This is a genomic window from Sphingomonas ginsengisoli An et al. 2013 (genome assembly GCF_009363895.1).
Lineage (GTDB): Bacteria > Pseudomonadota > Alphaproteobacteria > Sphingomonadales > Sphingomonadaceae > Sphingomicrobium > Sphingomicrobium ginsengisoli.
Genome location: NZ_CP045434.1, coordinates 1,108,064 through 1,130,462, shown reverse-complemented (window position 1 = coordinate 1,130,462; position 22,399 = coordinate 1,108,064). Strand labels below are relative to the sequence as shown.

The window sequence follows — 22,399 nt, the reverse complement described above, 5'->3', positions numbered from 1 at the left end:
AGTGCCGGTGACTTTGACTTTGCGGATCCCGATTACGCTTCTCCTTGCCAAAAGCCTTCGCCCGTAGGCAAGCTCGCCACAGACTTCATTCTGGCAGGTAAGCTGCGTGTCGCGTCCACTTCTCAACACCACAGCCAAAGAACTAAGCGAAGCAGTTGAACGGAACCGGAGTAATCTGGCTGAGCTGCAACTGATTATACGTGAGCTTGGCCACCGCAGCACACCAAGTGCGAGGCAAGCGGCCGCAAAGGCGAGGGGCTACATTCGAGACATAGAAAGGCAGGCGGGGCGGCCGGTGGAGGAAGGGCAGGTAGAAACGCCCGAGTTGCGCCAGAGGCGTATCTGGACACTTGAAGCCATCGCAGGCCTCAGGTCGAAGCTCATCGATCTTGGCAAGCGCAATCCGTTGGTCTCCTTCAAGCACTCCGAACGGGGAGCGACCTACCTCAGGATCATCGATGAGCGTCCCGACCTCCTGTTCGAGGCGCTCTCGGAAGGGCAGATGAGGTTCGAGGCTCTGCCCGATGAAGAGGTCGTCCCGAAAGACGAGCAAACAGATGACTTCAGGATCGCGTTCGAGAGGGCGCGATTGACCGATGCCGAGTTCCTCGGCGCAATCGAGGGCCTTGGCGAAGAAGAAGGCGACACCGTTGCGCTTCAAGCAGCCGAACGGGCGCTACGCGCGCGAATTCGCCAACAGCTTGGCCTGCCCCAGCTCAGCTTCGGTAAGACGATAGACATCGCTTCCCTGGCCCGCGCGCACCACTTCGATCCCTCATATGAGCTACGCGACAGCGACGATGACGAAGATGCCGAGCATCATCGTGACAATCTCATCAGGGTCCTCCTGACTGAAAAGCAGCTTGAGCGCCGGCTGGGCACCATCCACGATCGGTACCGGAGTCATGAACGCGAAACAGGGTTGCACACGCTGTTCCTCGTTTTTGGCTTCGTTGAGTGGTTTGAGGATGACGATAGCCAGCTAGCGCTTCACGCTCCTGCGTTGCTGCTTCCAGTCCATCTCGAGCGTTCGCTTGTCCGTGGTCGGTACGTCTTCAGCATCAGCGGAGAGGACGAGGACCTGCAGGTCAACGTGGCCATGCGCGAGCTGCTCCGGCAGCGTTTCGGGCTTGAAGCGCCCGGACTGCGGGAGGACGAGACTACAGAGTCCTATTTCATCCGCCTTGCTGGGGTGCTCGAGCAAACGAAGCGGTTCCGGCTTCGCCGCTTCGTGACCCTCGCAGTGCTGCCGTTCCCCCGAATGGTGCTGTGGCAAGACTTGGATCCTGAAGTATGGCCAGAGGGAGCCTTCGCCCGGCATGACCTACTAGTCCGTCTTCTCGGGGCGGAGAGTACTGGCGGCGCACCGGCCTTCGGCGAAGACTACCCGATCGATGACTCCACATTCCCGGAAGCCGTGCCGCCGCTGGTCACGGACGCAGACGTGTCGCAGCATAGCGCGCTCATCGATGTTGCTGCCGGCCTCCCGCTCGCCATCGAAGGGCCTCCTGGTACTGGTAAGTCGCAGACGATTACGAACATGATCGCTGGCGCACTCGATGCGGGCAAGAAGGTCCTGTTCGTAGCAGAAAAGCAGGCTGCGTTGGGAGTCGTGGCTGAGCGACTACGGGCGCTGGGCCTGGGGCCGCTTCTCCTGGAGCTCCACTCTGACCGGGTGACCAAGGCAAGCCTGATTGAAAGCTTGCGGGAGCGCCTTGATGCTCGTGCCAGCGGCAGGGACCGGGACATTTCCGAGCTCCAGAGAACCTTGGTGTCCCAGCGTGACCAGCTTCGCACCTATCTCAGCCTGCTCGGGCAGCCCCTTGGCAAGCTCGGACGCACTGCACACCAGCTCATCTGGCGCTTCCTAAACCTGCGGCAGGGATTGCCGGACGATGCAGTGGCCGTGGGTGACCGGCATCCAGGCCTGGGTAGTGCGGGATCAATCGACGCCCTGTCACTCCAACAGCGTCGCGAGGTGCTGGATCGAATAGCCCAAAAGATCGACGAGCATGTCATTGTATTCGGCTCCGTCGAACAAAACCCTTGGTCTAACGCCAAGAATATCGAGACGTTTGAAACAGCCTCCATTCTGGCAGCTGCACGAAAGTGCCTCCACATCGCGGAGGAGCTGGTTGCGACAGTGTCGACCGGCTGGGAGGAAACCGGTTACCCAATCTCGCTCAAGCTGGACGAACTGGGCCGCCAAGCCAGCGTCATGGCAGCGGTTCCTTTGCCAGGTGGGTTGTCCACGGTGGCCCTGCGCGGGGTCCTGCAAGCACCTAAGGCGGCAGAAACCCTCGCCGGAGTGCGGCAGGCTTGGACCGCTACCGAAGAGGCTGCGCGGGCAGCCTGCAGCGATCCCCTCGGCTTGGACGATGATTATCTTCAGCGCCTCAAGACCGCGATTTCGGAAGCCAATCCGGTAGGATTGAGCGTTGCCCAAGCGGTCGACAAAGCTGCCGCCGAACGTGCGCGCATTGAGGCCCTCAAGGCCTTGTCAGCCGACGCGGCCGTGCTTGCCGGGCGCTTTGGGCTAGATGGCGGAAGCCTCACGACGCTTCAGCTTCGGGAGTTTGCCAGCACCCTCGTCGAGCTCAACGAGGCGCCAGAAGCAGTAAGGGCCATGTGCCAACCGGCTGTCCTTGAGAATGCCTTCAACGGCGTTGCGCAGTCCGCCCAAGTGGCCGCTTCGCAACTCGCCGAGAGGCGCGCGGCTATCGCACAAGTGGCTGCTTCCGAGATCTTTGGCGAGGCGCCGCGCGACCTGGACGAGGTGGCCGAAACCTTGTCGAACACTGGCTTCATTGGCCGCCTGTTTGGGGCGGAGTATAAGAAGCAGAGGGGCGCGGCAGAAAGGTTGGTGCCGGGTACGACCGAGCGACAAGAGCTTGTCGATCGGCTTCGCAGCGCCAGCAAGCTCCTCGCCGACGAACAGGCGTTTAAGGACGCCTCTTCCGCCAAGGCGTACTTTCCGCCCTCCCTGTGGGCCGGAAGCGACTCTGATTGGGCTAGCCTTTTTGCGGCGAGAAGCCTCCTCGAAGGCGGATATGGCAGGCTGGCATCGCTCGATCTTGAACGGGCCCTCTGGCGCCTCGTCGAGTGCCCTTCAATCGAACTGCGCGCGCCAGCGAGGAAGGCTGCCGCTGTATTGGAAGCCATCGGCAGCCTCGAAGAACCGCAGCTGCGGCTAACGTTCGGGGCCTTGCTGGAGGAACTTGAACAGGGGTGTGCCCGACTGGAGCACCTTGCTGGCTTAATGGGTGAGGGCGGACTCGTCGCAACGGCTGCCTTGGTCGGTGGCGAAGGGACGATCGTTGAGGTCATCGAAGCCTTTCGAGAGGTTGATCGTGACTTCCGGGCCCAACACTTGCCATCGTGCTTGTCGTGGGCATCTGATCCACGCACCGCCGCTCCCGAGCTCGGGGAAGCACTCGGGTACCGGGCTAGCCTCGATCCCGAAGTCCTTGCGACGCTTGCCGGGAGCGAGGAGCCACTCCAGCTACGGGTGAAGCTAATTGGCCTTGGCGGGGAACTGGTCAGCAGCCTGGGTGGCTGGAAGGAAGCCCGCTCGGCCTTCGAGGCCAGCATCGAGACCGATTTGTCGGTGCTGTTCCCGGCCGCTTCTTCGTCGATCAACGACTTGGGCGACGCGCTTAGGCTGCTCTCGGCCGATGAAGCTGGCCTGCGGCTCGCAGCGGATTTCCAGCGCTACACGGCAGAGGCCAGGGCGCAGGGTTGCGATTTCGTCATCAGCCTGGCGAGAAGCCATGGAGTTCCGCACCGTCGGCTTAGCGACCTTTACGAGCTGCTGGTCTGCCGTGCAGTCCTAGGCGCCTACCTCAAGGCTGAAGGCGAGGAGCTCAGTCGCTTGGGAGGCCTGACACTCGAAGCGATCCGCACTCGCTTCCGCGAGATCGACAAAGAGCTGCAGTCAATGGAGGCTCAGCGGATCGTCAGCCAGAGGCTCGCAGACCGCGCCCCATGGGGCAATGACACGGGACCAAGGGGAACTTGGACCGAGGCCGCCCTTATCGATAACGAGGTGAACAAGAAGAAGCGGCACATTCCAATCCGCGACCTCACCAAGCGGGCAGGCCAGGCCCTCCAAGCCTTGAAGCCCGTCTGGATGATGTCGCCATCATCGGTGGCGCAATACGTGCAGCCCGATACCGTGACCTTTGATCTCGTGGTGATCGACGAGGCTTCGCAGATGCGCCCGGAATATGCGACGAGTGCGATCCTCCGCGGCAAGCAGCTGGTCGTTGTTGGCGACAGCAAGCAGCTGCCGCCGACTGACTTCTTCCAGACAACCCTTGCCGGTTTGGGCGACCGCGATGATGCAGATGACGAAGAAAGCATCACAGTCGACACGGAGTCGATCCTAGACTTAGCAAACTCGCGCATCGGCAAGCGTCGCCAGCTAAGCTGGCACTACCGATCGCGCCACGAGAGCCTGATCCAGTTCTCAAATAGGCAGTTCTACGACCGCCGGCTGGTGGTTTTCCCCAGCCCGAGCACGAATGACCCGCTGCTCGGGGTCAAGCACGTCTACGTGAGGGGGACGTACGAGGCTTCCATCAACCAAGCGGAGGCTGAAGCGATTATCCGTGATGCCATCGGATTGATGATTGCCCACCCCGAGTGCTCGATGGGCATCGCCACGATGAACATCAAGCAAACTGAATTGATCAAGGCTGAGTTCGACCGGCTGTCTGGCGAGCACGAAGCCGTCCGCAACTATATCAACGCCTATTCGGGCGGGATCGACAGCTTCTTCATCAAGAACCTCGAGAACGTGCAAGGCGATGAGCGCGACATCATCCTAATCTCCACGGTGTACGGTCCGGACAAGGCGGGGCGGGTAATGCAGCGCTTCGGACCCATAGCCAGCGATGTGGGGCACCGGCGCCTTAACGTACTCGTCACCCGTGCGAAGCTTTCGACCCGAATCTACACCTCGCTCCGATCCGGCGACATCAAGGTCGTCGACGGCTCGAAACCAGGAACCATCGCAACCCAAGCCTACCTCACCTACGCCGAGGGCGGCGCGCGGTTCGACTTGGCGGATGGTGGCGAGCCCGATAGCGACTTCGAGGTCTTCGTCGCCGATAGGCTTCGCGCGGCAGGTTTCGAAATCACGCACCAAGTCGGCGTCGAGAAGTTCCGTATCGACCTTGGGGTGCGACATCCCGATTACCCACTTGGCTTTATCGCAGGTATCGAGTGCGATGGCGCTCGCTACCACTCTGGCTTCACGGTCCGGGATCGTGACAAGATCCGGCAATCGGTCCTCGAGGGACTTGGCTGGAAGATTTATCGCGTTTGGTCGACGGACTGGTTCACGGACCCCGATCGCGAGGCCGCGAAACTCATCGCGCAGGTGACGAGGTGGCGCGACGAATTCATCGCGAGCTTCCAGGCGCGTCAGGCAAGTGGAGAGTTTGCGATTGCAGCGGCCAATGATGTTGAGCCTCCTGCGGAGGTCCCGGTGCCGCCTGACGCTGCGCCGGCCGCGCAAAAAGTCAGTTCAACGCCCGTCGCGGCTCCTACTCAGCCCGTCGAGGTCGAGCAAGGCCCGCGCCAGGTCCCGACGGGGCGGAAGCGCGAACTCGATGGAATCGACTGGTACGAAGTCGAGACCGCCACTCGTTATGAAGTCTGGCCGGATGGCATCTTTGGGGGCGAAGTTGAGGTGCTGGCGCGGGCGATGGGAGCGCCCCAAATCTATGGTGGGGGAATGCGCATTCCCAAGTCCGAATATCGCGGTATCGTCGAGGCCACTGGAGCCACCTTCATCGAACATGATATCTACGCGGCAGTTCGCCGTGTCGCTCGGCTAGCTAGAGCCGGGCTAAGCACATGAGCGGAGCCGCATTTGATCTCACCTGGTTCAGATTTCGATTGGTCACACAGACAGCCAGACGGATGCTTGAGGATCAGTCCTTCCTTCAGGATCGCAGCGGCGGAGAGGACAACGCAGGTAAACTTAAGTCGGCTTAGATGATTCCTCTATAGCTTGCTGCAGGACCTTAATTGGAACTGGTGTGCTTGCAGCAAGCGGGAAGGCTTCTTGAAATTCTAACCACGAGTGGTCGTAACCATCGAGAAGTGCCTTCCGGGCAAGCTCAACTTTCGCAACGGTCCAGGTCCCTCTTTTGAAGAGAAGCGCAGCGTTGCAGTCGAGCAGAATTACAGGCCGGTCCTCGACTTCCCTCAACCTGAAACGAAGATTAGCCATAGCGAACAATATCCTGCCTCCACGCACAAGCAAGGACCAGCTGTGGTGGTTAGCAGACGGTCCGCATTTGGGCAGAGAGGGCGAAAAGCAGACTCGTTGGTGCGGAGTGCAAATCGGCATTAGGCCGGTTCTACACGCTTAAGTTTACTTCTCCCGTCGCCCTTGAGCGGACTTCGTTAGGCTACCTGGACCCGAGTTTCGACGACAAAGGCGCTTAGGAAATCGTGAGGCTGTCACAACCTAGCTGAAGCAAGTCGAGCAATTCGGCGGCATTGCGTGGGGTCATGAAAGTATCTTAATCAGCTGCACACATCCCCAGCAATGCCAGCTAGTCACGATCGCCTATTTCAAGCTTTAAGGCCGCGTTGTTCTTGCGTCCGGAGCATGGGTTGAAGACAGTGCGAGCTACCCACTCCAGCGAGTTGTTCGGAGTAAGAGTGAATGCCTGTAACCCTCTGCGATCTGGCAGCTAAGTTGCCGCTAGTTATCGGCCGGTTCCTCGACCGCGAGAGGCTTCTACAGCGGGGCCGCTTCGGCGAAACGACGATGACCGACATCTTCACCACCGCGCTGACGGCCTTCGCCGGTCCCGAGCTCCTTATTGAATATCCGCCCGAAACGGAGACCGGTGGAGACGTCGACCTTGTATTCGCCAATTTGCGGTCTGGCTGGAGCTTAAACGCGAGGCTCCAGGCGAAGCGCCTCTCGGCAGAGCGGCAGGCTGGCAAGCCCGTGAAGATCGAACATCGCAACTTCTCTGAGCTGCTTCACAAGCCCAAAAGGGCGACCCAGTATCAGTATCAGACTCTCGTGAACGCGCCAGACCCGTGGATTCCACTCTACATGCTCTACAATCATCATAGCGTCGCTGGTCACGCCCATTTCGCAACAGCAGGCCCAAAGGTGAGCGGCGTGAATCTCGCCTTTGCCTTCGACATCGCTGACGAACTGGATGCCAAGGTCAGCGCTGCAGCTACTAAGCCGAAGAAGATTCTGCATCATAAACGGCTTAGCCACCTGCGGCCGCATCTCTTCGGCTTGGATGTGATTCTCTGCCCCGCTGGCAATTGGGATCGTTCAAGTGTTCCGCCCCCTGAAGCGGTCGCAGAATCGCTCCTCCGACAATGGAACATCGCTGGTGAACATGAGCTACGAACTGAGGACGTCGACACCGTTCTCCGCAAGCTTCTCCAGCCGGCCCGACTGACAGGTGGAAGGCAGGAGGAACAACTTTTCACGGATGGTCCGTCAGTGCGGATCAACGAGCGGCTCCAGCGGCCAAGGATCACACTGCTCTCGGGCCGAACTGCCGACGATAACGGCCCAGTTATCAACGACAACGACGGCCGTGACCCCCAGTAACGTGCCCGTAGTCGGTGGAAAGCGGGACGGCGGGTTTCGGGAATGGAAGCGTCTCTATTGGACGTACGGCTTCGAAGTCACCAACTTCGCTCCCGGCGCCGCTGTCCGAATGCGCTATCACAACTACAGCAAGGACAAGCCGCCCAAGGCCTGCGATCGTCCGTTCGCGGGTGCTACGGTGACCTTCGTCATATCGCCAGTGCTCGAAGTAGACTGACGAACATGCGCGGTCTCCTTGGTAAGGCACCTCGCCAGCGATAGCCGCCGGCAGGGCACTAGCCGGTTCGCTATCGAACAGACCTCCAAGCAGCTTGGATGATCAAGTCCATATCAGTAGTCTCGTGCTCGATCCGTCCTGCAAGAAAGACCATCAGTGCGTAAAACCATGTATTTCTTCGAACCCGGCCTCGTTCATCCGCATCCTCTTGAGCTAAACGAGTGGGCGCGCGAGAGAGGCCGCACCGCACACCAGACGACTGACGCTTCGCTCATGTTGGAGGCCGCTGAACTTCTGCGTGAGCAGGGGCCGACTGCGATCCTCCGCCGTCAAGCGCTTACCGAGGCCGTTCTGCCGGATGGTACCAGCAGAGCCGACCTTCTCGACACTCTCTGTTACCAGCTGAACCGTTGCGGCCCGACGCAGTCCCTGCTGATCGTAGATCCGTACCTCTTTCCGAAAGCGGCTGACGCGAGTTACCTCACTGACCTTATTTCACTCATTGAGCCAGCACTTAAGGCCGGTGCCAAGCTGCGGATTGCAACCAAGCAGGATCATGATCAGGCTCTGAATGCGGCTTTCATGAACTCCGTTTCAGCGCTGCAGAACGGAGCGCCGCCTGAGCTTAAGCTTACTGACGTCTTTCATGACCGCTTTTGGATAGCGGATGGCGAGAGAGGCATGTTTGTCGGTACCTCACTGAACGGAATCGGCCGGCGCTATGCCATGACCGACTACTTGGCAGTGGATGATGCACGTGAGGTAACCGCGAGATATGATGCGCTGCCCTGAGCGCAGGCGTTTGCCGGACGCGAGCGAATAGCTGCCGGGTTGGCCTGCTACCTGGCTTCCAGGAAGCTCCGCACCGCACGGCAGACTCCGATTGTTTCGCCCACATCCAAGCTTCCATCCGGGGCATATGGCGGCGGATCCGTCTGCCAGAGGATGCCCGCGTCGCGATCGTAAGTCATGCCGGGAACATTGCCGGTAAGTAGCGGCTTCTCCCGCTTGTCCTCCAGCCACAGACCTACCCTAAAGACATTGTCTTCCATGTCGGCGCAGAGCCACAGCCGCTCGGCTCCCTGGAGAAAGAGGCGACCGAACCAGTTCTCTTCCCAGCAGACATTCGGGTGTGGATTGAGATTGCGGTTCAGCGGAACCTGCTCGTCGGGGTCCACGGCGTTCCAACCAGCGGGCACGTTGTCTGACCAGCATGCTTCCCATAGCTCGAGCAAGGTCAGGGCCCAGTCACCCTTCACCCGCTGAGCTGCCAACCACGCCTCATAGTAGGAAGGGAGCTCATTCCATCGAAGGTCGGGCACGAGCTTGCTCGAAGTGTCAGCTAGAAGATCGACGCCGGCGCCGATCATCCGGTCGTGGAGGTAAGAACGCACACTGTCCCTGAAGTGGTAGATCATCATGGTTCCTTAGCGGCTGGAGCGATCGAGCAGGGTGCGACGAAATCGCCTGAAGTCATCGTCGTCGAACTCGCGGGGCAGTTCGCGTTCCAGGTTGAGGAGGAGGCGTCTCCAGGACTGAAAGGACCAGGCGGGATTGCGCCGGAGCCTCGCCTGGATGGTCGCATCGATGGCGACCGCAAGGACAATGAAGCGGCAGTTTCCTGTGTGGAGGCCGAGGCGACCGGCCGTCGCGTGATAAGCGGGCAGGGGATTGGTGCTAAGGTCGTGGCCGAACTTGGCTTCGATAACCGCGCCGTAATCCTGCCCAGCACTCTTTCCTGCGACCAGGAGATCTATGCGGCCCGCAGACACCTTCCTGCCGCGCCCGCGTGCAGGCTTCTCGGCGGTAACTTGCGCCTCGTTCAGGGTAACTGGCCACTGCGTTCCGGCCGGCGGTTCGAGAGATCGCAGGAAGGCCAAGCAGCGGGCCAGGCGCACGCTCCGGCTCGGCTGCGCGAGGTAATAAGCAAGGCCCTCGGTCGCTTGCCATTCAAGAACCCAGAGCCAATCATGCCCGAGCATAGCTAGGCAGTGGCTCTCGTCGTGCCAGCCTTGAAAGGCTGCAAGCGCCTCCCGATCGGTTTGCCAGTCCCGCTTAGGGAGGCGTTCAAGCGTTTGCGGCTGCATGAGGTGACGCGAGGCATGCACGGTACGAGCGCCGAAGCGCGACAATGCCTCAACGCCAGCGCACGACCAGGGAGGCGACGAGAGCTGAGCTGAAAGCTTATTGATGAAGTTCGACATGTCAGTCACTCAGCCCATGATCCTCTGGCGGGTCGCCGAGTGCAGGAAGAGCGCGGGCAAGCTCCACTAAAACACTTGGCCTACTTTCGGGCCTTTGGTGTACGAGCTGCCGAGAAGCTATCACCAGTAGATCGCAATCACTTCGACATCGAGGAGCTTGGGTAGCTTTTGCTCAGGACCGGCATAAACGACTGGCGCCGGAGCTTCCGTGTCGGAACCTGGAAGGAGGGCCAGACCGGCGAAGGTTCGGGCTTCATTCCTGAGCGCCAGGTCGCTGTCCGGGTCTATGGTCTTGTCCTGGTCCTTCAGGATCGCGTCGCGGACCACGGCAAAGGCCGTTCGCTGCTCGCCGGCGCTGCCATCGGTGGCAGCAAGGGCATCGATCAGGAAGTCGGGAGAGGGGCGCGATGCAGGCTGTTCGTCGGCGAGATGCGCTACGATGCTGTTTGCGTAATGCTTGAGCGCGACTTTCATTCGGTTCGGCCCTTCGTCGGCCGGCTTTTTCGATCCGTCCAGGAAGGGATCTCGGCTCGCCCGGGTTATCTGGCTCACCAGGTCGGGCGTGAACGGCCGGAACAGCTCAGCAAGCTTCACGGGCGTCCAGCTGTCGTGCAGTCGGGAGCGTGCTACACGCGCGAGCATCGTGCATTCAGCACCGGAGAACAGCACCCGACGAATGTCCTTCCAGTAGGCTAGGTGCTCCGTCACGCCCACTAGCTCGAGTGTCCTCGTTTCCAATCCAAGACCCTTAACGAGCTCACGCCGCGCGACATATTCCTCGCCTGCGACCTCCACGACCACGTAGTCGAGTGCCTCGCACCTCACCGGGATCAAGCCGGCTAGAAGGCGGCTCAGGAGACGGCTCACCACATACGTGTCGCCCAGCATTGCCTTCGCCTGTGGTGACGCGACGATCTGGGGAAAGTCTTTGGCGATCCCGGCGAACTCCTCGGCGATGGTCCCGAGGTGAAATACGTAGTCAGCCGCCAGACGGATCCGGAACTCGACCATCTCGCCGCGCTTCAAGCTTGCCGCGGGTAACGCGACGTTGGTGTCGCGGACTTGGCTGAGCTCATCTTGATGCCGGAGCGGCGACACCTCGCCGGTCGGTTCGACTAGACGAACGTTGCGGAACCCATGCAGCTCGCGAAACCACGACTGCACAGTGGCCTTGCGCGAAGTCTGGAGTGTGCTGCTGTTGCTCGTCTGATACTTGGACGTGACCTCGGCTTTACCGACGACGGTAGCGCCCATGGCCATCTTGCCCACCAGCTCGCCCTGAAAGCCCGATCCCTGCTGCTCGGACGTGCTTTCGGTTACTTCGCCCCTCAGCGAGGAGAGCAAGCTGCGAAGGCTAACCTCATCGAGGTAGATAAATTCGCGTAAGTTGGGTGGGGTTTCCTCCTCTACCGGCAGCGGACGCTGTCCGAGCCCCACCAGCCGCTTCAGCCGCTCAGCGATCGTCACATCACTTCCTTGTCGTCGTTGGCTGATTGCTCCCGGCGCGGGCGGGCAGCCACTCGCTCGTACCCTTGGGCCAGGTCTTCCCCGGCAATGCTATGACGGTCGTCGCCAGCGGCTACCAAGGCCGCTTCGGCCCAGATCGAGTCCAGCTCTGCCGATGACCAACCGGCGCTGAGTTCCGCAAGCTGCCTGAGCGGCAGATCTCCGGTCGTCTTGATCTGCTTGGCTCCCACAGCAAGGATCGCGAGCCGATCTTCGAGGGAGGGCAGGCCGAACTGGATCTCCCAATCGAACCTTCCTGGCCGAGTAAGCGCGGGATCGAGCGATTCCACCCGGTTGGTCGCTGCAATCACGACCACACTTCGATCCTTGTTCTCGAACCCATCCATGAGAGTGAGAAGCTGTGCGACCAGTCGCTTTGAGGCCTCGTGTGACTCTCCCGAGCGTCGCTCGGCGATACTATCAATCTCATCGAAGAAGATGATGGCGCGCCCGTTCTCTGCCGCGGCCGCGGCTTCGAAGATCTTTCGCAGATTGTCCTCCGTGTCGCCGACCCACTTGCTGACGATCGATGGGCCACTGATCAGGAAGAAGTCGGCTTGTGATTCATGCGCGATGATCCTGGCGAGATGTGTCTTCCCTGTCCCCGGCGGTCCCGTGAACAAGATACCTCTGACTGGTCGCGCGCCGATCGCCGCGAGTTGCTCACGGCGATCCAGCTGTGTTTCGATCAGCTCGCGGGCGCGGCCGACCACCTCCCGGTAGCCACCGAATTCTTCGAACGTGAGGGGATTGGCAGAAGGCGCAACCAGATAATCTTTCAGGATATCTGTCGCTTCGAGGCCGAAGTCCCGGGGTCGTACCGGCGTTTTCGACAGGACCCTCACGATCCCGTCGATCTCGTTGTATTCGACCGTGTTATGCGGCTCGATCGCGACGTGATTGGGATTGGTGGTCAGACTGAGCCCCATCCACCCATCGATCAGCACCCGCGCATCTTCCTGGATGCTTCGCACCACAGCGATATTGTTTTGCCCAGTCCAGGCGCCTTCGGGAGCAGGTTCGTAGCGATTATCAAAGAGGAAGAGGACGTCACCATGCTCGGGAAGGACGCCATCGGACTGTTGGAACTTGCGATTGACCCCTTCGGCAGTCTTCGCGTGGACCCAGCCGGTTTCCTCGTCGATGAAGAACACCTTGACGATGTGACCGATGTCGACTCCGTTGTGCTCACCCATGAAAGCTTAGCTGCTCCCTGATGTACGCCGGCCGACTGGCGGTCTGCAGTCTGATCTGCTTAGCTCATGTAGCGCAGGATCTAGCACCGCGCATGTAGCCAACACATCGATTAGCCGAGATCCGCGCTAATTGCGGCATTTCTGCACTTGGCGCGGTCTCCACCAGCCAGTTATTTCCGTGTATGCTCTTACGTACGGTAGTACCATCAGGTGAAAGCAGGCGTAGCCTGGTTCGCTAAGCGCCTACGTCGATCTCGCGCTAAGAAGGCCGCAAATGCCTCGCGCTTCACCCAGACGCGTGGGTATTTCGGGCTACGCTCCGCACGAGTGTCTTTCCTCAAATGCTGAGAGGAGAAACGGTGTCCGCTCGCTGCGGCTTTTTGCAGAGACCGGCCACTTACAGTTTCAAGACATGCATGAACAAACGGCTGCTTACGGGAAACGGCGAGGTTGCCCTGAATGGCGGCAGATGGGTCTTTTCAGACACTTCTTCACCGATTGGAACCGCGGGTCAGCTCAGAATGCTTCGTCGTCCGAAAAGACCCAGAAACGGTCGTTCAACTCTCGTCTGGTGGCCCCCGCTTGCGGACGTTGGATCATCGGAGCACAGTTATCCTGAGAGCAGGGACTGATTTCAAGGAACTTAGGAATTGGCGTTCGACGTTCCGCATTTCGAGCGCGAGTTCGAGACCTTCAGCGACTCGACTTACCGGCACTTCAACGATGGCCCGTTCATCAGCTTCGCGTCGGGTGCAGCGGACGGCTGGGAAGGGTACAAGCCGCAGCTAAGAGAGCGAGCGCTCGGAGAACTCAGCGCTGGATCATGGACCGAGGGTGACATTGGCAGCGGTAAGATGCTCGACGGCGCCATAGCCGCGATCGAAATTAAGGGCACCGACCAAACGCGCAATAATCTCGTCTCGTGGGAAGGACGCTACGGTCCAGGCTCGGCGAGCCATGCTTCCCTCGTCTCGGCCCGGACTAATTCGCAGCGGCGCCGGGCGTTTGAAAGGTGGCTTTGGGAAGCCTTCCGCACCGTTAGCCACCCAGGCGAGCTGTTCGAGCGCCTGCGCGAGCTCGCTGGCGATGGCTACCCACTGGTGGCATATCTCTTCTTCCTGATTGACATCGATCGGTTCGCTCCCATCGCTCCCCGCACCTTCGATCAGGCGTTTACGCGGCTCGGCATCGATCTCAGGACGAGCGGGCGCTGCTCGTGGGCGAACTACGCCGACTTCAACGAAGCCCTGGAAGCTGTACAGGAACGGCTCGCCACCAAGCCGGGTCTGGCGAACGCAAGGCACATCGACGCACATTCCTTCTGCTGGATGCTGGTCCGGATGGACGAGGAAAGGCGCGCTAAGGGCACCGGACCGGGCACCGTACGCTATTCTAGCGCGCAGAAGAAGTCGGTAGTCGAGATGGCGATCAACGCTATGGCTGCCGCCGCGCAGTCCGGTCAGACCTCGACGACCATCCGCAAGATCAAGCGGGTCCACCACTCTCAATCGGAGCTCGAGGCAATTATCGTCCGTTTAATTGCGGAGCAGGAGAAACGCTGCGCAATAACGTCGCTGCCGCTGCAATGGCGTGGCGAGGCCGAAGATTTAGCGATGCTTGCATCCCTGGACCGCATCGACAGCGGGGGACACTATTGTGATGGCAACTTGCAGGTGGTGTGCCGCTTCGCGAACATGTGGAAGGGCGCGACGCCAGATGGCGAATTCAGGCGGCTGCTCGACCTCATTCGATCGTAAGAGCGGCCATGACGAGAACCGAAGGTGCCATGCCTGATACCGTTTTGGACTCCGAGGTCGAGTTCATGAAGGTTCTCAACGCTGAGTATCAAGCACGCTCTATGCTCACCGAGCGACGCTTCTATAGCATCTTCTACAGTCGCATCACGCCCTCGCCAATCATGGTGCTTGGCATCAATCCCGGTGGGGATCCGTCGACGTGGACCATGAACCCCGATGCGGACGAGTTTTGCTCCGCTTGGCAGCACGACTACGTTGACGAGCGGTACGACATCCAGGCCGTTATGCAGCCGCTGCTCAAGCGCGTCCTCGGAATCGACGACGCAATTCTCCGCCGCGTGCCCAAGACGAACATGGTCTTTCGCCGCTCGCAAAGCGTGACCAAGTTTCGCAAGCAGCAGGGCGGCATGCCGATGGCCAAAGCGTTGCAGGAGTCGATCCCGGTTGTCTCGCAGATCGTCGGTCGCGTCTCACCCGAGGTCATTATCTTTGAAGGTCACGATGCGCTTGCGATGTTCCATCAGGCCTTCGGGACCGCGCCTCTCGGGCCTTCGCTTGTGGCACCGGTCCTCACGCCCAACGGTCGGCACTCAGCGCTCGTCTATGCTGTCAAAGAGGTTCAGTGCTCGATCCTGCCGCGGCCGGTACTCGCGTGCGCACTGGCACATCCATCAAAGTATGCACGGCGAGTGGAGTTTCTAACCGCCGAACAGGACATGAAGCTTCGCCTCAGTCATATCGGCGCTCGGCTTAGGGAAATGGGTCCACCCCGTCCGGTGAACAGGGGCAGCTCAAAAAACCGCTCTTCAGACGGAGCGCTCGGGTGAAGGCAGCAGGGAACCACGAGCCGACATCGAGAGCGGCGTAATCAGTTCCCGAGAGTAGCCGCTTGTTCGGGTCCACCCTCAGGCTCCGAGAAGATCACTCGCTCGCAGATCACATCGATGACAGCCTAAGGGCTTCGAGACACTGCCGATTTGCCTTGGGCTCCATCACACCCGATAAGTCACGGATCGACAACCATCACGGCGGGCTCGGGCGTCTGATCAAAGGGGAAAGCAATCAGTGCCATTAGAGAACCTGACTATTGGCAGGGTTTGTCTGCACGAAGTGCATCGGCGAACCGAAGAAGGGCCACTCCGCCGGCCGACGTATGGGACCGGTCTCCTCCGGCTTGAAGACCGCGCGCTCGAGGCATTTCGCAGTCGAGTGATCGCCGCCTTCAAGGCGAGCGCCCAGTGCATGGAGATGACGATCCGAGAGTTCGGCGCCGGCAGCGTCGTGGCGAATGGCGTCGAGCTGATCACTAAGAGCGATGATGATTTTGTTGGCCACTCGCAGCTGTTTGCGGATGCCTTAGCGAACGCTCAAGGATCGCGCGCCATCCCGGGCGGGCTCATAGTCGTGTTCGACGGAACAGTTGGTCATCCAGCCACTCGTTTCTTCGGCCTCATGAAAGCTGAGCTGCACGAGGGATTCATCAAAACGAACGATCTTCAAGCCAGGTTTGAAAACAACCTTTTCCTCAGTCCGAAGACCAAGCTCTACAAGATCGGGCTCTTCATCAGCGATGGAGCCGAGCCGCGGCCGGCCCTCCCAGAGGGATGGCGACCGGTAGTCTACGATAGCGCTATGACGTCCTTGCAGCGCGACGCTGCAGCTACCTATTTCTACAGCACTTTCCTCGGGCTCAACATCCCCGAGAACGCCGCTCAGCAAGTTCGAAAGTTCTTCGAGGAGACCAAAGCCTTCATCAAGGCGAGCAACTTGGCCGAAGACGAGAAGGTCGACCTCTTCAACGGGCTGTATTCTTACTTGAAGCTTGACCGCGGCAACACGATCCAGACTTCGCGGTTCGCCAACACGTACATGCGGCCGGAGATGGCAGATGAGTACGAGAGGCATATGCGCCAGAAGCGGTTCCCCGCAGGCGCGGTCACCAAGGACCTGTCGGAGGTCACAGGGTTGCTGCGTTGGCGGAAGCTCAAGTTTCCCAGATCGATCACTCTGTCGGGTCCGCCGGATGCTGTGCGAGACCTCGTTACTGTCGACAGGATCGAGGGCGAGCGGGGTGCCGGCTGGACGCAGATCACGATCCGCGGCGAGATGCAGGGGCAGGAATGAGCAAGGAGCAGGAACTGCTCGATCGGTGGCACGCCGAGAGGGGCACCTACTTGGCATGGGGACGGAAGATATCTCGCGAGGTCGCAGAGCGGCTTGCGCCCATCATTGCCCCAGTTCCCGCGAGTTACTTCTTGCGGACGCCGGCGGAGCCCCGGGCGAAAGATGGACAGAAACTGATTGAAAAGGCGTTCTACCGGAACAAGCCTTACGCCGACCCATATGACGATATCACCGATAAGGTGGGGACGCGTTTCGTCGTCCTGCTCGGCAGCGACATCAAGAAGGTCGAACAGGCCATTGAGTCAGTTGGGGGCTGGACGCTCTCGAAGGATCGAGACTATGAGGCGGAACAGAACGAGAACCCACTCAAGTTCGATTATGCCGCTGTCCACTTCATCGTGCGTCCAGACGCAGACACTGATCATGACGGCATCAACATTCCTGCCGGCACTCCATGTGAGGTGCAGATCAAGACTCTGCTTCAGCACGCGTACAGTGAACTTACGCACGACACGATCTACAAGCCACAAATTGCCGCGACTCCGTACATGCAGCGCAATGCGGCGAAGGCTATGGCCCTACTCGAGGCCACTAACGACTACTTCGAGAAAGTCTCCACAGATGTCGATGCGGCCCTCGCGGCTGTCAGGCAGATGACATCCGACCTAAGCGCCATTTATCGCGAACTCATTGGGATCGAGCCGAAGCCAACATCCTTGGAAGGCCTTCTGCTCGGCGCCTACGAGAATACTTCTCCCAATTATCTGGAAGAGGTGAAGCGCCTTTTGGATGAGAAAGGCTTTCTTCCAGGGCTGATCCGCGAAAGGGTTGCCGCGAACAATCCGATTTTTAAACAGCCGTCGGTACTGCTCGCGTACCTTGCGATTTGCTCGTCGGCACGGCGCGCGAAGGCTCAGTGGCCGCTCACCGAACGAGAGATGGAGCCGCTTTTGAACGACCTTGGCGAAAGTGTTCACTGACCAGCCTTCGAGGTAGCGGGTCCGGGCGTGAGCGGCCGGCAATGGCGCTGGGCAGACATCTAGCTGCGCATCAGCGAACGTCAGCTATGCGCGAGGGCTCGCCCGGAAGCAGTCGGTTCGCTTCCCACCACGGATGGACGACCCGTTGACTTCTCCGAGTCAGCTTCGGCAAGTGGTCACTTGCAGACTGCTCGCGAGGGCTTTGGCCTAGCTCACAGACGCGGGTCGACAGGCTCGCTTTCCATTGCCAGCACACCGAATACGCATTGATGCACCCGCGTGAGCGGAGAGTGTTCGACGAAGCGGTGCAGCGCCTCTAGCCCGAGGGCGAATTCTCGCAGCGCCATTGACCTTTTCTGGCCGAGGCCACGCTTCTTCAGGCGGAGCAGGTTCTCGGGCCGGTCGTAATCGGGTCCGTAGATGATCCGGAGATACTCCCGGCCGCGACACTTGATGGCGGGCTGAAGCAAACCTTTCTGTCCCAGGGTGACGAAGTCTAATGGCTTCACGACCATGCCTTCGCCGCCTGCCTCGGTCATCTGCTCCCACCAGGCAATTGCATCCGCAGTTGAGCGGTCATCATCAAGATCGATGCGCCGATACTCGGTCGCAAGCAGCAAAGCAGGATCAGCAGTGGACAGCCGGTGCGCCGCGCCCATGTGCCACAAGTGGCTCTTGTCGGAGTGCGCAGAACTCTCGCTGGCCAGCAGGTGGAAGGGCGCGATCTTCAGGTCGTCGATGCCAGCGAACGGAGCAACGTAGCGGTTGTAGGCCGAACGGAAACGAACGGCATCGTTGAGCCGTCCGAAAGTTGTCTCAGCCAGATCAGCGACCCCCACCCCGCGCGACCGTGCGGACGAAAGCGCTCGTGAAAGCGTATCCAGACCACTGATTGCCGCGGCCCCGACGGCCGCATACTGCCCCCGCACCAAGGCACCAGCTTTCATGCTCCAGGGCAGGATCTCCGCGTCCCACAAAACCCAGTCAGTAGAGAGCTCGGACCACAGCGCCGATGCCTCCATCGCCGCATCCACCCGGTGCAGCGCTGCGGCCTCAAGCTCCGCATCGTTGAAGAAGCGTCGACCCGTACGGGTGACGATCACGCCACGGCTGCCATCATGGACGCCAAAGCGCTTGGCGGCAGCCTCCTGCGTGCGCGCAAGCAGAATGAGGCCTCGCGAACCCATGTGCTTCTCTTCGGCAATGAGCGTTTTCACGCCCTTGCTGCCGTAATAGGCGAACGCCTCTTCCGGCCGCTCCAGCCACCCATCCATGGCGCTGGTTTCAGCCGGCGACATGGTTGGCGGGAGGTAGATGAGCCATCGAGGGTCAACAGCATGGCGGCTCATCACTTCCAGTGCCGCCGTCGCATTCTCCTCACGCACCGTCACCATGCCGTAGGTACGAGTCTCGATCACCTGCTTGCCGAGCACGTCGGCCAGGTTCAGCTGGAGCGGATTCGTGTCGCCCGTGTCCGCCGGTGGTCCTGCGAGCGGGCGGATGGGCTCGTAGTAGCTCTTGGCCGCCGGGACAGAGACAAGCTCCAGCTCAGGGTAGCGCAGCGCCGTCAGCTTGCCACCGAAAACGCAGCCGGTATCGATGCATAGCGTGCCGTTGACCCAGTTGGCCTCAAGCACCGGGGTGTGGCCGTAGATCACCTTGGCCTTGCCCTTGTAATCGGCCGCCCAGTCCCAGCGCACGGGCAGGCCGAACTCGTCGATCTCGCCCGTGGTCTCGCCATACATGCAGAAGGATCGAATAGCGCCCGAGGCGCGGCCCTGCATCTCTTCCTTCAGGCCGGCATGCGCAACGACGAGCTTGCCGCCATCGAGGACGTAGTGGCTGATCAATCCGTCAAGCCACGATTGCAGGCTGGCGGTGAACTCGGGCGGCTCTGCGGCAAGCTGCTCGACGGTCTCGGCAAGGCCGTGGCTCAACTTCACCTGCCGGCCGGCTAGATGGCGCTTCAACTTGTCGTCATGGTTGCCGACAACGGCGAGCGCATGGCCAGCTTCCACCATATGCTTCGCAATGCGCAGCACATCTGGTGAGCGCGGTCCCCGGTCAACCAGGTCGCCGACGAAAACCGCCCGTCGACCGTCCGGCGGCGTTACCGTCACATCCTTGCCGCTCCAGGAGACGGCGTATCCGAGTTGCGACAGCAGACTCTCGAGCTCGTCACCGCAGCCGTGGACATCACCGATGATGTCGAAGGGGCCGGTAAGCTCCCTTCGGTCATTCCACAGGCGTGTGCGAGTGATCTCTACAGCATCGATGTCTTTGACGGAGCGAAGCCGGTGAACGTAACGCAGCCCCTCGCGGCTCATCCCGCCAATCGAGCGACGAAGGCTTTGCATCTGCCGTCGGACGGGACCGGCTCCGAATTGCCGATCGAGGCGTTGCGCATTGCGGTCGACCGCAATGTCCTCCGGTAGGTCGAACACGATCGCCACCGCCAAGGCATGCCATTTGCGGGCAAGCGCAATCAGGCCCTTGCGCGCTTCCGGCTGAACGTTTGTGGCGTCGATAACGGTGAAACGTCGACCTTTCAGGCGCTTCTCGACGAGATAGTGCAGGACGTCGAACGCATCGCTGGTGGCGACTTGGTCCGTTTCATCGTCCGCGACCCACCCGCGCATCCGGTCCGAAGAGATCACCTCAGTCGGAAGGAAGTGCTTGGCGGCGAAGCTGGACTTACCGGTGCCGGATGCTCCGACCAGCAAGACAAGGGCGAACTCAGGAATTTCAATCTTCACGCTGCCGCCCTCACGTTCTCAGCGCGCACGAAAATGGCGACCTGAGTCGGGTGCCCGTGAGCGGCGTCCTCAGCGCCAATGCCTTCGAAACGGATTTCGTAGCCATGAGCCTGAGCCACGCTCTGGGCCCAGTGGCGGAACTCGGCGCGCGTCCACTCGAAACGGTGATCCGGATGGCGCATGGCCTCCGGCCGCATGCCTTCGAACATGACATTAAACTCGCGATTAGGCGTGGTAATGACCGCCAAACGCGGCCTGGCATGTCCGAACAGAGCCGCCTCGAAGGCGGGAAGACGCTCCGGCTCCATATGCTCAATGACCTCGATCACTGCTGCCGCGTCGAAGCCAGTAAGCCGGTCGTCGCGGTATACCAGCGATCCCTGCAGAAGCTGGATACGCTGCCGCTTCATGTCCGGCATATGGTCCAACTTTAGGCGGTCGCCGGCAGCGGCCAGCACCCTCGGCGCAACTTCGACACCGATGATCTTTCTCAGGCCGGGTATCTTGATCAGCTCGCGAAGGAGCCGTCCCTCGCCGCAGCCGAGGTCGAGGATGCTCTCGGCGCCGCTTTCGCGGATAAGCGCCGCCACATAGGTCATCCGCTGGTCATTAAGCCGGATTGGCTTCTCGATCGCTTCTTCCTCCGCGTCGCGGGACGAATGCTCCTCCGCATCCTCGGCCTCCACGCGCTCGTCCAACCGGGTCCGCGCCTGCCGCATGAGCGACTGAAAGCCCCGCAGGTAGCGCCGGACGATCAATTCTCGGTCTGGGTGCGTCTCAAGCCACCCTTCGCCCTTGCGGAGCAGCTTCTGCACCTCGTCTTCGCCCACGTAGTAATGCTTTGAATTGTCGAGCACGGGAATGAGCACGAACAGATGGGCGAGCAGCGCCGCCAACCGTTGCTGGCCGGCCAGCTTCAGCTGGACGTAAGGGCTATCACCCCATTCCGGGTGCGCCGGATCGAGCGGGATGGCAGACACTTGGACGGAATAGCCAAGCGGCTCGAACAAGCGGGCGAGCAGATCGGCGGCTCCTCGAGCCGGCAATGGTGTAAGTTCGACCTCCAAAGGGATCGCGACCTCGGCCAGCTCCTGTCGGTGCTTGGAGCGGCCGCCCATCGCCGTGTTGAGGAGCCGCCCAAGCGCGACCGACAGCAGGGAGGAAGCCACATAGGGCCGGTCGCTGACATACTGATCCTCGATCTTTGCCTTGCCGCGCACCAACTCGACCGTATCGACCTCTAAGGTGATCGCAGCCGTGCAACGTTCCTCCTTCGCCTCGGGGTAGAACAGGGTCGCGCGACCGAACGACAGGTCCACCGAATGCACGTTGTCCGGATGCTTCATCAGCAGGAAGCCCAAGTCGGTCGCGGGCTGATGCGTCGTCGAAATGGTCAGCAGCATACGGAAACTCACTTACAAAAAAGCCCTCCCGGGAAGCGGAAGGGCTGTGGCGATGGTCGGAACGTCAGGTTCGACTAGGGCACAGCTCCGGTAGGGGGTTCTGGCGCGTTGTATGGGCGCGCGAAAGCAACGGCCGCTCTCGACCGACGAAGAATGGAGGCAAGGGCGTCCGCTCGCATGTAACCTTCATCGACCGAGGTCTGACTTCGGTCAAGCTTTAGGTGTTTTCACTGGCTGTGAGTGCCAGCTACGCTTCTAACCTTCACCTAAGCCGTGGTCCGGTGGATTCGAGATGTGGTCGAAGCCCCGTGATGGCTAATAAGCTAGCTCCGAGCCGCGCATGAACGACTGTCGGCTATACGCCTGCGTTCACCCTCAAGCAGCCGTTCCGCTTTCCACCAGCTCCAAGCATGGGGGTTAGAGCTAGTCCGAGCGTCAACAGCTGGCCGTAAGCAGACCTTCTGATATGGTCCTTTTATTTCTATCCAAGCGATGTTTGGCCATCACCGCATCAGCAGACCGACCTTTTAGCGAGACTCAGATGAAGCTTTGGTCGATTGTAATCGCGGTCTTGGCTTCATTGTCGTCTGCTCCATCCTCGGCCCAAGGCTCTGTTGGCCTCTCGTTCAGAATGAAGACAGACACGGCAACAG

13 protein-coding genes are annotated in these 22,399 nt (G+C 60.4%); 7 read left to right on the top strand and 6 right to left on the bottom strand.

The genetic code is table 11. From position 1 onward, the window contains the following. Positions 1–295: 295 nt before the first annotated feature. The 3 genes from GCU42_RS05430 (at position 296) to GCU42_RS05420 (ending at position 8,612) form a co-directional block, all read left to right on the top strand. On the top strand, positions 296–5,866 hold the full coding sequence (locus GCU42_RS05430; protein WP_162789142.1) for a DUF4011 domain-containing protein: 5,571 nt from the start codon (positions 296–298) through the stop codon (positions 5,864–5,866). A gap of 816 nt (positions 5,867–6,682) precedes the next feature. After that, positions 6,683–7,603, top strand: a complete 921-nt coding sequence (locus GCU42_RS05425; protein ID WP_114226591.1) for a DUF6615 family protein — start codon at positions 6,683–6,685, stop codon at positions 7,601–7,603. 373 nt (positions 7,604–7,976) lie between these two features. Continuing rightward, a complete protein-coding gene (locus tag GCU42_RS05420) occupies positions 7,977–8,612 on the top strand; it encodes a hypothetical protein (RefSeq protein WP_152569456.1) in 636 nt (211 codons plus the stop codon). Between the two features lie 47 nt (positions 8,613–8,659). Here the strand turns inward: GCU42_RS05420 and GCU42_RS05415 are convergent, their stop codons facing one another. The 4 genes from GCU42_RS05415 to GCU42_RS05400 all read right to left on the bottom strand — a co-directional run bounded on the left by GCU42_RS05415 (position 8,660) and on the right by GCU42_RS05400 (position 12,726). Further along, positions 8,660–9,241, bottom strand: coding sequence for a hypothetical protein (locus tag GCU42_RS05415; protein WP_114226589.1), 582 nt, complete (start codon positions 9,239–9,241; stop codon positions 8,660–8,662). A 6-nt stretch (positions 9,242–9,247) separates the two neighbouring features. Further along, entirely contained in the window at positions 9,248–10,033 is a 786-nt protein-coding gene (locus tag GCU42_RS05410; protein WP_162789141.1) for a hypothetical protein, read from the bottom strand. Positions 10,034–10,144: 111 nt separating this feature from the next. Continuing rightward, entirely contained in the window at positions 10,145–11,491 is a 1,347-nt protein-coding gene (locus tag GCU42_RS05405) for a DUF6414 family protein (protein WP_114226587.1), read from the bottom strand. Continuing rightward, entirely contained in the window at positions 11,488–12,726 is a 1,239-nt protein-coding gene (locus GCU42_RS05400) for an ATP-binding protein (RefSeq protein WP_114226586.1), read from the bottom strand. Before GCU42_RS05400 ends, GCU42_RS05405 begins: the two co-directional genes overlap by 4 nt. 650 nt (positions 12,727–13,376) lie before the next feature. On the opposite strand from GCU42_RS05400, the gene GCU42_RS05395 reads away from it, so the two are divergent. The 4 genes from GCU42_RS05395 (at position 13,377) to GCU42_RS05380 (ending at position 17,587) form a co-directional block, all read left to right on the top strand. Then, on the top strand, positions 13,377–14,483 hold the full coding sequence (locus tag GCU42_RS05395) for a hypothetical protein (protein WP_114226585.1): 1,107 nt from the start codon (positions 13,377–13,379) through the stop codon (positions 14,481–14,483). A gap of 29 nt (positions 14,484–14,512) precedes the next feature. Continuing rightward, the gene (locus tag GCU42_RS05390) at positions 14,513–15,310 is read left to right on the top strand and encodes a hypothetical protein (RefSeq protein ID WP_114226584.1); all 798 of its coding nucleotides are present in this window, start codon (positions 14,513–14,515) and stop codon (positions 15,308–15,310) included. Between the two features lie 382 nt (positions 15,311–15,692). Continuing rightward, entirely contained in the window at positions 15,693–16,607 is a 915-nt protein-coding gene (locus tag GCU42_RS05385) for a nucleoid-associated protein (protein WP_240309344.1), read from the top strand. Further along, the gene (locus GCU42_RS05380) at positions 16,604–17,587 is read left to right on the top strand and encodes a GTP pyrophosphokinase (protein ID WP_114226582.1); all 984 of its coding nucleotides are present in this window, start codon (positions 16,604–16,606) and stop codon (positions 17,585–17,587) included. Before GCU42_RS05385 ends, GCU42_RS05380 begins: the two co-directional genes overlap by 4 nt. A gap of 212 nt (positions 17,588–17,799) precedes the next feature. Here the strand turns inward: GCU42_RS05380 and GCU42_RS05375 are convergent, their stop codons facing one another. Both GCU42_RS05375 and GCU42_RS05370 read right to left on the bottom strand, forming a co-directional pair. Beyond that, positions 17,800–20,343, bottom strand: a complete 2,544-nt coding sequence (locus tag GCU42_RS05375; RefSeq protein WP_114226581.1) for a polynucleotide kinase-phosphatase — start codon at positions 20,341–20,343, stop codon at positions 17,800–17,802. Beyond that, positions 20,340–21,746, bottom strand: coding sequence for a 3' terminal RNA ribose 2'-O-methyltransferase Hen1 (locus GCU42_RS05370; RefSeq protein ID WP_114226580.1), 1,407 nt, complete (start codon positions 21,744–21,746; stop codon positions 20,340–20,342). The genes GCU42_RS05375 and GCU42_RS05370 overlap by 4 nt, the downstream gene beginning before the upstream one ends. Positions 21,747–22,399 lie beyond the last annotated feature (653 nt).